The organism is Pseudomonas sp. 102515 (assembly GCF_031085165.1).
Classification (GTDB): Bacteria; Pseudomonadota; Gammaproteobacteria; order Pseudomonadales; family Pseudomonadaceae; genus Chryseomonas.
In genome coordinates, this window is the sequence record NZ_JAVHTY010000004.1 from 518403 (window position 1) to 531638 (window position 13236).

Annotated in this window: 13 protein-coding genes; 7 read left to right on the plus strand and 6 right to left on the minus strand. The window is 67.8% G+C overall.

Going from position 1 to position 13236, the window contains the following annotated elements; genetic code table 11:
- The first annotated feature begins 145 nt into the window (after positions 1–145).
- The 4 genes from RCF34_RS17995 (at position 146) to RCF34_RS18010 (ending at position 3605) form a co-directional block, all read left to right on the plus strand.
- Positions 146–1153: a transporter gene (locus tag RCF34_RS17995; RefSeq protein ID WP_308709388.1), complete on the plus strand. Its 1008-nt coding sequence runs from the start codon at positions 146–148 to the stop codon at positions 1151–1153.
- Positions 1154–1218: 65 nt separating this feature from the next.
- Positions 1219–2163 carry a curved DNA-binding protein gene (gene cbpA / locus RCF34_RS18000; RefSeq protein WP_308709389.1) on the plus strand — a complete coding sequence of 315 codons (945 nt, stop codon included), beginning with the start codon at positions 1219–1221 and terminating at the stop codon, positions 2161–2163.
- Entirely contained in the window at positions 2163–2471 is a 309-nt protein-coding gene (locus tag RCF34_RS18005; RefSeq protein ID WP_017640778.1) for a chaperone modulator CbpM, read from the plus strand. Before cbpA ends, RCF34_RS18005 begins: the two co-directional genes overlap by 1 nt.
- Before the next feature lie 390 nt (positions 2472–2861).
- Positions 2862–3605 (plus strand): TIGR00266 family protein, encoded by a 744-nt coding sequence (locus RCF34_RS18010; protein ID WP_308709390.1) that lies wholly within the window; start codon positions 2862–2864, stop codon positions 3603–3605.
- A gap of 13 nt (positions 3606–3618) precedes the next feature.
- Here RCF34_RS18010 and RCF34_RS18015 read toward each other — a convergent pair whose 3' ends face one another.
- The 4 genes from RCF34_RS18015 to RCF34_RS18030 all read right to left on the minus strand — a co-directional run bounded on the left by RCF34_RS18015 (position 3619) and on the right by RCF34_RS18030 (position 6998).
- On the minus strand, positions 3619–4515 hold the full coding sequence (locus RCF34_RS18015; RefSeq protein WP_007162117.1) for a hypothetical protein: 897 nt from the start codon (positions 4513–4515) through the stop codon (positions 3619–3621).
- A gap of 100 nt (positions 4516–4615) precedes the next feature.
- On the minus strand, positions 4616–5431 hold the full coding sequence (locus RCF34_RS18020) for an aldo/keto reductase (protein ID WP_308709391.1): 816 nt from the start codon (positions 5429–5431) through the stop codon (positions 4616–4618).
- Complete coding sequence (locus RCF34_RS18025) at positions 5428–6603, minus strand: FAD-dependent oxidoreductase (RefSeq protein ID WP_308709392.1); 1176 nt, start codon at positions 6601–6603, stop codon at positions 5428–5430. The genes RCF34_RS18020 and RCF34_RS18025 overlap by 4 nt, the downstream gene beginning before the upstream one ends.
- A 62-nt stretch (positions 6604–6665) precedes the next feature.
- Complete coding sequence (locus tag RCF34_RS18030; protein WP_308709393.1) at positions 6666–6998, minus strand: SMR family transporter; 333 nt, start codon at positions 6996–6998, stop codon at positions 6666–6668.
- A gap of 83 nt (positions 6999–7081) precedes the next feature.
- On the opposite strand from RCF34_RS18030, the gene RCF34_RS18035 reads away from it, so the two are divergent.
- Positions 7082–7966: a LysR family transcriptional regulator gene (locus RCF34_RS18035; protein WP_308709394.1), complete on the plus strand. Its 885-nt coding sequence runs from the start codon at positions 7082–7084 to the stop codon at positions 7964–7966.
- 203 nt (positions 7967–8169) lie between these two features.
- Entirely contained in the window at positions 8170–9456 is a 1287-nt protein-coding gene (locus RCF34_RS18040; RefSeq protein WP_308709395.1) for an MFS transporter, read from the plus strand.
- On the opposite strand, the gene RCF34_RS18045 is transcribed toward RCF34_RS18040, so the two are convergent.
- Together RCF34_RS18045 and RCF34_RS18050 are read right to left on the minus strand one after the other, a co-directional pair.
- Positions 9453–10817 (minus strand): MFS transporter, encoded by a 1365-nt coding sequence (locus RCF34_RS18045; RefSeq protein ID WP_308709396.1) that lies wholly within the window; start codon positions 10815–10817, stop codon positions 9453–9455. The genes RCF34_RS18040 and RCF34_RS18045 overlap by 4 nt on opposite strands.
- 165 nt (positions 10818–10982) lie before the next feature.
- Positions 10983–11930, minus strand: a complete 948-nt coding sequence (locus RCF34_RS18050; protein ID WP_308709397.1) for a LysR family transcriptional regulator — start codon at positions 11928–11930, stop codon at positions 10983–10985.
- A 108-nt stretch (positions 11931–12038) separates the two neighbouring features.
- Between RCF34_RS18050 and RCF34_RS18055 the strand changes: the two genes are divergently transcribed.
- Positions 12039–13220 (plus strand): fumarylacetoacetate hydrolase family protein, encoded by a 1182-nt coding sequence (locus RCF34_RS18055; protein ID WP_308709398.1) that lies wholly within the window; start codon positions 12039–12041, stop codon positions 13218–13220.
- Positions 13221–13236: the final 16 nt, after the last annotated feature.

Here is a 13236-nt window from a genome sequence, read left to right on the forward strand (position 1 = left end):
ACAAGGCGAAAAGGGCTGAGGAAGCGGAATTTACGAAGGGTAAATGAGCATTCCGAGGGCGTTTTCAACGCTGTTTGGCCGACGCGCAGCAGGCTTTGAACAGGCTCTTAAAGAGCCCTGATGTCGCGTCCCTTTGCAGGTAGCCATGACCAACACCCTGATTCCCCTGCATCCGGCCGCCGAACGGCTGGGGCTGCTCTACGCCTACCATTTCACCTCCGGTCAGCCGGGGCGGGCCCTGACCATGGCGCCGGAAGACCCCTGGGACGCGGAAGAGGGCGGTTTCCGCTGGCTGCACTTCAACCTGGCCCACGCCGCCGCCGAGCGCTGGATGCGCGAGCACCTGGGGCTGCCCGAGGAATTCTTCGAATCCCTGCACGCCGGCTCCCATTCGACCCGGCTGGAGCCGGCCGACGACACCCTGCTGGGGGTGGTGAACGACGTGACCCTGGCCTACGGTCAGGTCTCGGTGGACGTCGCCACCCTCTGGGCCTGCGCCCGCCCGGGACTGCTGGTGACCGCCCGCGCCCAGCCACTGCGCTCGGTGGATCGCCTGCGTCATGCGGTACGTCGCGGCGAGGGCTTCGGCTCCACCCTGGCGCTGCTGGTGCACCTGCTGCGTGACCAGGCCGATGTGCTGACCGGCATCATCCGCGACACCACGGTCAAGGTGGATGCCATCGAGGATCGCCTGCTGTCCCAGCGACTGTCCGCCAGTCGCGCCGAACTGGGCGGCCTGCGGCGGGCACTGGTGCGTTTGCAGCGGCTACTGGCCCTGGAGCCGGGTTCCTTGCTGCGCCTGCTCAATCGCCCACCGGCCTGGCTGCGGCGCGACGACATCCAGACCCTGCGCGAGGCCACCGAGGAATTCGACCGGGTGCTGGACGACCTCGCCGCCCTGGTGGAGCGGCTCAAGCTGCTGCAGGAAGAGATCGCCGCCGCCTCCGCCGAGCAAACCAACCGCACGCTGTTCACCCTGACCCTGGTCACGGTGCTAGCCCTGCCGATCAACATCATCGCCGGCTTCTTCGGCATGAACGTCGGTGGCATCCCGCTCTCCGATTCACCTCACGGCTTCTGGATCCTGGTAGCCCTGGTGGCGACCTTCACGGTGCTGGCCGGCAGCCTGGCCTTTCGCAAGCGAGGCGACTGACCGGCTGCGTGCAACCCCGGTGCCCGCATCGCGGTCTCTAGGAGAGCCCCCCACTGGAGACCACGATGGACTTCAAGGACTACTACGAGGTGCTCGGCGTCGCCCCCGACGTCGACGACAAGACCCTCAAGACCACCTATCGCAAGCTGGCGCGCAAGTACCACCCGGACGTGAGCAAGGAGGCCGATGCCGAGGCTCGCTTCAAGGCGGTGGCCGAGGCCTATGACGTCCTGCGCGATCCACACAAACGCGCCGAATACGATCAGGTTCGCCGCTATCAGCAGCAAGGCGAGCGCTTCCAGGTGCCGCCAGACTGGCAGCCGGGGTCGGGCGCCGACTACAGCGATCCCCACGCCGGCTTTGGCCAGGACTATTCCGATTTCTTCGAGTCGCTGTTCGGCGCTGCCGGACGCTCGCAGCAGGGTGGCTTCGCTCGCCGTGGCCGCGACATCGAACTGGAACTGCCGCTGTTTCTCGAAGAGAGCCAGGCCGGAAGTAGCAAGCCGCTGAGCTTTTCGTTGCCGCAGCGCGACGAGCTGGGCCGGCGCGTCGGCGAGACCACCAAGACACTCAACGTCAAGATTCCCGCCGGCAGCACCGACGGCGAGCGTATCCGCCTGAAGGGGCAGGGCGAGCCGGGCATCGGTGGCGCGGAGGCAGGCGATCTGTACCTGGTCATCCGGCTGGTGCCTCATCCACTGTTCGATGTCGACGGTCAGGACCTGGTGGTCAGCGTACCCCTCGCCCCCTGGGAAGCAGCCCTGGGCGCCAAGGTGCAGGTACCTACCCTGGATGGCCAGATCATGCTGAGCATTCCGCCCGGCAGCCAGAGTGGCGCACGCCTGCGGGTACGAGGCAAGGGCCTGGCTGGCAAGGGAGGGCAGGGCGATCTCCACGCGCTGCTCAAGGTCGTGATGCCGCCGAAGGGCGATGAAGAAACCCAGGCGCTGTGGCGCCAACTGGCCGAGCGGGCGGCCTTCGATCCCCGCCAAGACTGGAGGAAAGTCTGATGAGCAGTCTGATCGTCCTGCAGGAATTCTGCGTGCTCTGCGAGGTGAGCGAGCCCGTGGTGGTAGAGATCGTCGAGCACGGCATCCTGGCTCCCCAGCGCGGCAAGCGCCCGGCCGAGTGGCATTTTGACACCGGCGCCCTGCACCGCGCCCGTCGGGCTGTACGTCTGCGCCACGAATTGGACCTGGACTGGTCCGCGACCGCCCTGGCCCTGCATCTGCTGGATGAGGTGGAAGAGCTGCGTCGCGAGAACCAGCGCCTGCGTAGACGTCTGGAGCGCTTCGCCGGCGAGCTGCGAGACGTCTGACTGGCCCACGTAGGTTGGGTTGAAACGGCTCCATCGTCGAAGCCCAGCGGTCCATGGTTGAACCTGCCCCTGTTGGGCTCCGCTGCGCTCAGCCCAACCTACACGAGCGCCTCCTCCCCCTCCGGGAGAGGGCTGGGGCGAGGGAAACTGGAGCACGAAGTTCGGTTACAGTCGCGGCCATGGCAATCTCTACCCCATCCAGCTTAGTCCTGCCCGTAGGAGCGGCCCATGGCCGCGATCTCTTGGAGGTAAAGACCAAGCCAGCATCCCAGTTGAACCTTCTACCCCATTTTTCACGCTACCCAAGCCACCGCTGGCGCCGGGCCTACCACGCCAACCCTTTCCATCGCTGCTAGGCTGAGCACCCCCACAGCGGTACAGGAAACTCCCATGGCCAGCCATATCCTCGACCATCGCATCCTCGGCGAATCCCTGCAGGCGGTGGAGATCGGCCTCGATCCCGGCGAGACGGTGATCGCCGAGGCCGGTGCCATGACCTACATGGAGGCCGACATCGACTTCACCGCGCGCATGGGCGACGGCTCCGCTGGCTTGCTCGGCAAGCTCTGGGGCGCCGGCAAGCGGATGCTCGGCGGCGAGTCGCTGTTCATGACCCACTTCACCAACGAAGGGCGCGAGAAGCGCCACGTCGCCTTTGCCGCGCCCTATCCGGGGCAGGTGGTGCCCCTGCATCTTGCGAGCCTGGGCGGCACCCTGTTCTGCCAACGCGATTCCTTTCTCTGCGCGGCCAAGGGTACTCGCATCGGCGTGGCCTTCACCCGGCGCCTGGGCGCCGGCTTCTTTGGTGGCGAGGGCTTCATCCTGCAGCGGCTGGAGGGTGATGGCATGGCCTTCGTGCATGCCGGCGGTACGGTGGTCCGCAAGGAACTCAGGGGCGAGACCCTGCGCCTGGATACCGGTTGCCTGGTGGGTTTCACCAGCGGCATCGACTACAACATCAAGCTGGCCGGTGGCCTGCGCAGCATGCTGTTCGGCGGCGAAGGCCTGGTGCTGGCGACCCTGAGCGGGCACGGCACGGTGTGGATCCAGACCTTGCCCTTTTCCCGGCTAGCCGGCCGTGTCCAGGCCGCGGCCGGTGGCGGCGTCGGCGAACGTCGCGCGGGCGGCGATTGATTCCCCTCGTGCGCTAGGCCCGCTGCAGGGCGCTCTGGGGCGCCATGCGCTCCAGCCAGTCACGCCAGCGCACCCGGCTGTCGTGGACCAGCCAGCCGTCCTGGCGGGCGAAGCTTTCCGACAGCCAGAGGCCGCGGGTCGACACCGGCAGGCGCTGGCCGGCCGACAGGGTATAGAGCTCGCCGGTGGGCTTGCCGTCGTCCAGGGCGACCAGGTAGAGATCCGGGCGCTGGCGGGCCAGGCGCGCCAGCAACTGGCCGTTCTCGATCTTCTCGTCGACGTGGAACAGACTCGGCGCCTTGCACTCCTTGGGCAGCTCCAGCAGCAGGTCATAGACCAGCTGCAGCGAGGCGGTGGGGGTGTGCACATAGGCGCGCGGACGCTCCAGCAGCGCCAGGCTGCCGCAGCGCACCGGCCGCGCCGCCCCCGAGCGCGGGGTCAGGCGGAAGGCCACGTCCTCGCGATAGGGCAGGGCCGGGGCATAGGGCGTCGGCAGCCAGGTGTCGGCGAAGCGCCCGGCCAGCCAGCCGCGTGGCGTCTCGATCAGGCACTCCTCGGCCACCTCCTGCACGGCGGTGAGCAGCGGCAGGGCCAGTTCGTGGGTCGGGATATAACCGGAGATCAGCTTGAGCACCACGTCGCCTCGGTCGGGCCGGCGCTGGCGCACCAGCAGCCAGTGGTCCTGGCCTTGCCAGTTCAGCGTCAGGCGCACCGAGACGCCCAGGTTGGCGAGCCTGGCGCTGAAGTGCTGGGCATCGTCGATCTCGATGGGCTTGCGTCGCTCCAGCATCTCGCTGAAATTCAATGGTTGGCCGAGGGCCTGGTAGGTGAGGCCGTCATGGTTGGCCTCGACCGAAAGGGGCAGGGTCTTGAACGCCTTCGGATTGTGGCGGGCGATGAGCTGGGGCATGGCCGACTCCTGTTTGTTGTATGCCGCGGACGCGCCGTCCCGGGCGAGCGGGCAGGGACGTCCAGCGGACGAAGGCAAGGGTTCTGCGAAACGCTCTGGATCAGGGCCGAGCGGTGATCACTTCGGCCAGGGTACGGACATTATGTGACAGGTGCAGGGGATCGATAGTGCCGACTATCGCACTGCTCACCCCCGGCTCGCCGAACACCCGGGCGAAGCTGGCCCGCACTGGATCCTGGCCGGCACCGAGTACGGCGTGGCCGCTGGCCAGGGCCTTCTTGATCAGGATGCCCTTGCCCTGGGCAGCGGCGGCCTGGATCACCGGGATCTCGGCGTCTTCGTTGAGGTTGAAGGTGACCATGGCGCAGTCGCCGCGCTCCAAGGCCTTGAGGCCGCCGGCGACGGTCTTGCCGGAAAAGCCGAAGGCGCGGATCAGGCCTTCGCGCTTGAGCTCGGCCAGGGTCTCGTAGCAGCGGCTGTCTTGGAGAATGCTCAGATCGTTGCCATCGGAATGCACCAGCACCAGGTCCAGCCAGTCGGTTTCCAGGCGTTTGAGGCTGCGTTCCACCGAGCGGCGGGTATGGGCCGGGCTGAAGTCGAAGCTGGACAGGCCATCGGTGAATTCCTCGCCGACCTTGCTGGCGATCACCCAGTGCTGGCGCTGGCCACGCAGCAGCGGCCCCAGGCGCTCTTCGCTGCGGCCATAGGCCGGCGCGGTGTCCAGCAGGTTGATGCCCAGCTCGCGGGCCAGGCTGAGCAGATCGGCGGCGCTGCGGTCGTCGGGGATGGTGAAGCCATTGGGATACTTCACGCCCTGGTCGCGGCCGAACTTGACCGTGCCCAGGCCCAGCGGGGAGATCTCGAGACCGGTGCTGCCCAGCGGACGCTGCAGACCGTGCAGAGTGCGCAGACTCATGGCAGCAGCTCCTCCCAGAAGGGCGCGGCCACCGGCGGTTGCGGATGGGCGGGCAGGGCGGGGTGCTGCCCGGGCGCGATACCGTCGCGGTCGAGATTGGCCAGCACGCGGTCGGCCAGGTCCGGCGACAGGGCCAGCTTGGTCGGCCAGCCCACCAGCAGGCGCCCCTCCTCGGCGAGGAAGGCGTTGTCCGGCCGCACCAGCCCGGATTGCGCCGGCTCGGCGCGGTCCACCCTGAGGGTCGCCCACTGGGCGCCAGCGAAGTCGATCCAGGGCAGCAGGCGCTGCAATTCCTCTCGCGCCGCGGCGATCTGCGCCTGGGGTTCGCGCGCCACGCCCTCGGCCTCGGCCAGGTCGCCACCCAGGTACCACAGCCACTGGCCATCGGCGGTGGGGTGGCTGGTGATGGTCACCCGCGGCTTGGGGCCGCCGCCCAGGCAGTGGGCATAGAGGGGTTTGAGCATGGGGCCCTTGACCACCACCATGTGCAGCGGTCGGCGCTGCATGGCCGGTTGTTCGAGATGGAGCGCCTGGAGCAGATCGGCCATGCCGGCGCCGGCGGTGAGCACGATGCGTCGGGCGCGGATGGATTGTCCGTCCACCACCAGGCCGGTCAATTCGCCGGCTTCGCGCAGGGGGTGCAGCTCATGGCCGGCCAGCAGGCTGTCGCCGGCCAGCTCGGCGAGGCGCGTGACCAGGCTGGGCACGTCCAGCACCAGTTCGGCCAGGCGATAGACCTTGCCCTTGAACGCGCGGTCGCGCAGGGCCGGGGGCAGTTCATCGCCCTTGACCGCATCCACCCGGCCGCGCACCGCCTTGCTGGCGAAGAAGCTGGTGAGGTTGCCGGCCAGGCTACCCGGCGACCAGAGGTAGTGGGCTTCGGAGAGCAGGCGCACGCCGGAGAGATCCAGCTCACCGCTACCGGCCAGGCTCTCGCGCCAGCGCCGCGGCATGTCGGCGATGGCCTCGGAAGCACCGGTGAGCATCCCGGTGAGGGCGTACTTGGTGCCGCCATGGATGATGCCCTGGGACTTGCCGCTCTGGCCGCCGCCCAGGGCGCCGGTCTCCACCAGCACGGTGGCGTAGCCGGCGCGTCTGAGGCGGGCGTTGAGCCAGAGGCCGGCGACGCCGCCGCCGACGATGAGGATATCGGTGGACCAGGGTTGGGACATGAACGGCCTGCTCGGATGATCGGCAAAGAGACGATTTTACACGCTCCTCGCCACCGCTGGTCTCAATGCCCGGTGCTGCCGGAAAACAGCTGGATCACCACCACGCCGGCAACGATCAGCCCCATGCCCAGCAGGGCCGGCAGGTCGAGCTTCTGGTCGTAGAGAAAGGCCGCGGCGATACTCACCAGCACGATGCCCAGCCCGGCCCAGATGGCGTAGGCGATGCCCACCGGGATGCTGCGCACCACCAGGGTCAGCATCCAGAAGGCCAGGGCGTAGCCGCTGATGACCAGGATCAGCGGCAGGGGCTTGCTGAAGCCACTGATGGCCTTCATGGAGGTGGTGGCGACGACTTCGGCGGCGATGGCGATGGCCAGGTAGATGTATCCGCTCATGATGATTCCTCCTGTCGAATGCCTCATTGTGCCTTTCAAAACGATAGGTGAAAGTTGATACCTATCTGATAGGGAGATGGGTCGTGCAGTGGAGTCTGGAGCAGCTGGAGATCTTCGTCGGCATCGCCGAGGGCGCGAGTTTCTCGGCCATGGCGCGGCGTCTGGGACGGGCGCAATCGGCGATCAGCTCGGCCATTGCCCTGCTGGAAACCGATCTGGGCGTGGCGCTGTTCGTGCGCAGCAAGGGCCGCACGCCGGTCATCACCGCGGCCGGTCTGGCCCTGCTGGAGGAGGCGCGCGAGGTCCTGCGCCAGTGCCAGCGCCTGGACAGCCGGGCCCAGGCCCTCTGTGCCGGACAGGAACCGCTGTTGCGCCTGGCCCTGGACGAGGCCATGCCCTACCAGCCGGTGCTCGATGCCCTGGACGCCCTGGCCGTGGCCTTCCCGCACCTGGAAGTCCAGCTCACCAGCGGCGCCCAGGGCGATGTGGCGCGCAAGCTGCTGACCGACCAGGCCGACCTCGGCCTGCTGTTTCGCCATGAGCACATGCCCCAGGCCCTGGAGCGCCAGGCCCTGGGCGATGTCGCCCAGGTCACCGCCTGCGGTACCCAGCATCCCCTGGCCCGCCAGCACGGCGTGGGGCGGCGCGAACTGGCCCGCCATCGCCAGCTGCTGATCGCGCCGCTGGAGAGTCCCTATCCCGGCGGCGAGCAGATCGCCCCCCAGGTCTGGCGCGCCGACAGCTTCTACCTGCTCGCCGAATTGTTGATGCGCGGCCTGGGCTGGGGCTGGCTGCCGCGGCACGTGGCACGCTATCCCTCCTATCAGGGCCTGCTGGCCGAGCTGGACTGCGACTGGGTACCGCCGGCGCTGGTCGTAGAGCTGGCCTGGCGCCGCAATGCCGCGCCGGGGCCGGCTGCGCGCTGGCTGGCGCAGCGGCTGGCCGAAGAGTTGCGGGCGATCGGTTGAATCGAGGTGTTGGGCTTCGCTGCGCCCAGCGCCAACCTACAGGTGCTTTGCGTAGGTTGGGTTGAGCAACGCGAAGCCCAACGTGACAGAGCCCCGGCACTCCACCACTCTATTCTGGCCAGATCCGTGGGGCAGCTTGACCAGCGCCAAGGCGCGAGCGCTGCGATACTCAGGTCATTCCTCCTCGATCCGGGATGATCACCATGACCACACCCTCCGCCCTCGGCCAGCGCTATGTCTTCGTCGTCCTGGCACTGATCTTTCTCGCCCTGCTGGTCTCGGCCGGGGTGAGGTCCACCCCCGGCGTACTGCTGCTGCCGCTGCAGGACACCTTTGGCTGGAGTCGCGAGACGGTGTCGCTTGCCGCCGCCATCGGCATCTTTCTCTATGGCCTGGTCGGCCCCTTCGCCGCCGCCCTGATGCAGACCCTGGGCATCCGCCGCACCCTGCTCGGCGGCCTGACCCTGATCAGCCTGGCCACCGCCCTGAGCACCCTGATGCGCGAGCCTTGGCACCTGGTGGCCACCTGGGGCGTGCTCAGTGGACTGGGCACCGGCTGCGTGGCCATGGTGCTGGGCGCCGCCATCGTCAATCGCTGGTTCGTCGCCCGCCGTGGCCTGATGATGGGTCTCCTGGCGGCCAGTACCGCCACCGGCAATCTGGTGTTCCTGCCGCTGCTGGCTCACCTCGCCAGTCAGGAAGGCTGGCAGACCGTGGTGCTGACGGTGGCGGTGGCCAGCGCCGCCCTGATCCCGCTGGTGGCCTGGCTGCTGCCGGAGCGTCCGGCGGACGTCGGCCTGCGGCCCCATGGCGCCCCGGAGGACTACCAGGCGCCAGCGGCCTCCGCACCGGGCAACCTGTTTCGCGTGACCCTCGGCACCCTGGCCATTGCCAGTCGGCGGCGCGATTTCTGGCTACTGTTCCTGACCTTCTTCGTCTGCGGCTTCACCACCAATGGCCTGATCGGCACCCACTTCATCGCCATGGGCCACGACCACGGGCTGTCCCAGGTACAGGCCGCCGGCATCCTCGCGCTGATGGGCATCTTCGACCTGGTAGGCACCACCGCCTCCGGCTGGCTGACCGACAGATACGATCCGCGCCGGCTGCTGTTCGTCTACTACAGCCTGCGCGGCCTCTCGCTGATCTACCTGCCGTTCTCCGGCTTCGCCCCCGAGCAACTGCTGCTGTTCGGCATATTCTACGGGCTGGACTGGATCGCCACCGTGCCGCCCACGGTCAAGCTGACCAACCAGAGCTTTGGTGAAAGGAGCGCGCCGGTGGTGTTCGGCTGGGTGTTCTGCGGCCACATGCTCGGCGCCGCCTGCGCGGCCTTCCTCGCCGGTGCCCTGCGCGAGCACTTCGGCTCCTACCAGGAAGCCCTGGTGCTGGCCGGCCTGACCGGTCTGCTGGCGGCGCTGATGGCCTTGGGGATTGGCCGCCCGAGCGCCACGGGTGTCGGGCGCTCGGCCGTGCCCGAGGTGGGCTAGGCGGTCTTGAGGTCGAGCGGCACGGCGGTCGGCGTGCGCTGCAGCATCGAGGCCGGGATCGCCAGGATCAGCAGGCCGCTGACGAACAGGCAGGCGCCGAGCACATAGGTGCCGTTGTTGATGTCGCCGGTGAGGGTTTCCATGGTGGCGGTGATCATGGAGCCGGTGAAGCCGGAGAGGTTGCCGATGGCGTTGATCATGCCGATGCCCGCCGCGGCGGCGACGCCGGAGAGCAGGGTGCCGGGTAGCGACCAGAAGATCGGCATCAGTGCCAGCAGGCCCGAGGCGGCCACGGTGAGGAAGAAGATCGACAGCACGATGTTGTGGATGAACCAGGCGCTCAACACCAGGCCCAGGGCGCCGACGAAGGCCGGCACCGCCGCATGCAGCCGCTGCTCGCCGGTGCGTGCCGAGTGGCGGGCGTTGAGCAGCATGACCACCAGGGCGACGCTGTAGGGGATGGCGGTGAGCAGGCCGATCTGCAGGCTGCCGCTGACCCCGGCGTTCTTGATGATCGAGGGCATCCAGAAGGCCAGGCCATAGAAGCCGGTGTTGAAGGTCAGCAGGATGAACACCAGCAGCCAGACCCGCGGGTTGAAGAACACCTCGCTGAGCCGCGAGGCCTTGCCGGCGTTCTGCTGCTCCAGGTTGCGCTTGAGCAGGGCCTTTTCCCGGGCGTCCAGCCAGGGTGCCTTGTCGATGTTGTCGCTCAGGCAGCAGAACACCACCACCGCCATGATGATCGAGGGCACCCCTTCCACCAGCAGCATCCACTGCCAGCCAGCCAGGCCGTGCCAGTTGTGCAGGCTGCTCATCAGCCAGCCGGAGAGCACGCCGCCAAAGCTCAGGCTGAAGGGCAGGGCGACGAGGAAGCCCGACATCACCCGACTCTGTCGGCGCGTCGGGAACCAGTAGTTGAGATAGAGGATCACCCCGGGAAAGAAGCCCGCCTCGCAGACGCCCAGCAGGAAGCGCAGCACATAGAAGAGGGTGCTCGACTGCAGGCCGAAGAAGTGCGCCAGCGGCTGGGTGAAGGCCACCGCCATGGAGATGATCGCCCAGGTCAGCATGATGCGGGCGATCCAGAAGCGCGCGCCGTAGCGGTGCAGCAACAGGTTGCTGGGGACCTCGAAGAGGAAGTAGCCCCAGAAGAACATGCTGGCGCCGAGGGCATAGACGGTGTTGCTGAAGCCGAGGTCGTCGAGCATGTCCAGCTTGGCGAAGCCAACGTTGACCCGGTCCAGGTAGGCGGCGATGTAGCACAGCAGCAGGATCGGCAGGATGCGCAGCACCACCTTGCGATAGGTGCGTTCTTCGAAGGCGTCGCCAGCGGCGCCCTGGGGAGCGGTGGTCTCGAACATGGGAATGACCTTCGGGGCCTTGGGGCCCGTTGTTGTTATTGAAGAGGTCGAAGGCGGCCGGGGATGCAGGTGGCCGTCTGAATCGCCAGGCCACTCTAGGAGCGGGAGCGATTCTTTCCCAATGGCATTTGCGGATCATTCGATAACGGCGCGTTATCGAAGCCCCTAGTTTGCGGACTCTTCGCGACCGGCATGGCTCAGCAGGATGGCGGCGAATTCCCGGGCCGCCTCGCCGAGGGGTTCGCCCTTGCGGGTGAGGATGCCGTAGTCCTGCGCCGGCAGGTGCAAGGGCAGCTCCAGGGCACTGAGCGCGCCGCTGGCGAGATAGGGCTCGACCATGGCCTCCGGCAGCATGCCGATCATGGGGCCGGCGTGCAGCACCTGGAGAAAGGTCTGCATGGAGATGGTGTCGATGGTGTTGCCTGGCACCGGCAGGCCGGCGGCGGCGAAGGCCCGCTCCATGCGCCCGCGGATGGGCGTGCCCTTGGGATAGAGGATCCAGGGCCAGGCCAGCACCTGGTCGAGGCCCACGGGGCCACTGCCCACCAGCGGATGGTCGGCGTTGACCACGAAGCGGAAGGGCTCCGGTGCCAGGGGCTGGAAGTCGAAGCGCTGGGCCTGGGCTTCGTCGGTGAAGCGCGCCACCGCCAGGTGCAGCAGCTTGTCGTCGAGCATCGCCATCAGGTGATCGCTGGTCTGCTCCACCACCTCGATGGCCAGCAGCGGCCAGCGCTGCTTGATCGCGACGATGGCCTGCGGCAGGGCCACCGCCGTGGCGGCGAAGATGCCGCCGACCTTGAGCTGGCCGTGGCCGCCGCGCCTAAGGCTGTCGATCTGCTCGGCGAAGTCGCGGGCATCGTTGAGCGCCACCCGGGCATAGCGCAGCACGTGTTCGCCCAGCGCCGTGGGTGGCATGCTGCGCGGCTGGCGCTCGAACAGGGCGAAGCCCAGCAGGTGCTCGATCTCCTTGAGCATCTTGCTGATGGCCGGCTGGCTGAGATTCATCTGCTGTGCCGCGAGGTGCATGTTGCGAGTGCGCCCCAGGGTGTCGATCAGCAGCAGGTGGCGAAACTTGAGCCAGTGGCAGATCTGGCTGAACGACGGCTCGGACACGCATGCCTCCCAGGCGATAAGCGCAGGTTATCGAATGATGAAATAAGCCCATTTGAGTTTATCAGTCCGGCTGCCTAGCGTGGACCCATCAGCCTTGGAGTCCTGCCTATGTCCCTTCGTCTCTCGCCTGCCAATACCCTTCCCACCGATGGCCTGGCCGGCACCCTGGTGGGCCGCGCCTGGGTGCCCGGTCAACCGTCCGGACCCTCGCCCGTGGTGCTGCGCGAGGATGGTGTCTTCGACCTCTCGGAACGCTTCCCTACGCTGAGCGCACTGTTCGAAGAGGCCGACCCGCTGCAAGCGTTGCGCGACACCCCCGGACGCTACCTCGGCAGCCTCGACGACCTGCTGGCCAACAGTGGCGAGCGTGCCGATCCGGCCCGCCTGCACCTGCTGCCACCGGCCGATCTACAGGTGATCAAGGCCGCCGGGGTGACCTTTGCCGCGAGCATGCTGGAGCGGGTGATCGAGGAGCAGGCCGGCGGCGATGCCGGGCGCGCCGTGGCCATCCGCGAGCAGGTGCAAGCGGTGATCGGTGCGGACCTGCAGGGACTGGAACCGGGCAGTCCGCGCGCCCAGGCGCTCAAGGCGCTGCTGATCGAGAAGGGCATGTGGTCGCAGTACCTGGAGGTGGGCATCGGGCCGGACGCCGAGATCTTCACCAAGGCGCCGGTGCTGGCCGCGGTCGGCAGCGGCAGCGCCATCGGCATCCACCCCGTGTCCCAGTGGAACAATCCCGAACCCGAGGTGGTGCTGGTGGCCGACAGCCGCGGCCGCCTGCATGGCGCCACCCTGGGCAATGACGTCAACCTGCGCGACATCGAGGGCCGCAGTGCTCTGCTGCTGAGCAAGGCCAAGGACAACAACGCCTCCTGCGCCCTGGGGCCCTTCATCCGCCTGTTCGACGAGACCTTCGATCTCGACCGGGTCCGCCAGTGCGTGGTGACCCTGGAAGTGCAGGGCGAAGACGGCTTCCGGCTCAATGGCAGCAGCTCCATGGCGCAGATCAGTCGTGATCCCACCGATCTCGCCGCCCAGACCCTCAATGCCAACCACCAGTATCCCGACGGCTTCGTGCTGTTCCTCGGCACCCTGTTCGCCCCGACCCAGGACCGTGACGCCCCGGGCGGCGGCTTCACCCACAAGGTGGGGGACGTGGTGAGCATCGCCAGTCCGCTGCTGGGGACCCTGCACAACCGGGTGACCACCAGCGACCAGGCCCCGGCCTGGCGCTTCGGCCTCGGCGCCCTGATGCACAACCTGGCCGCCCGTCGCCTGCTGGGCCGCTAACCGCTCTTTCCTAATT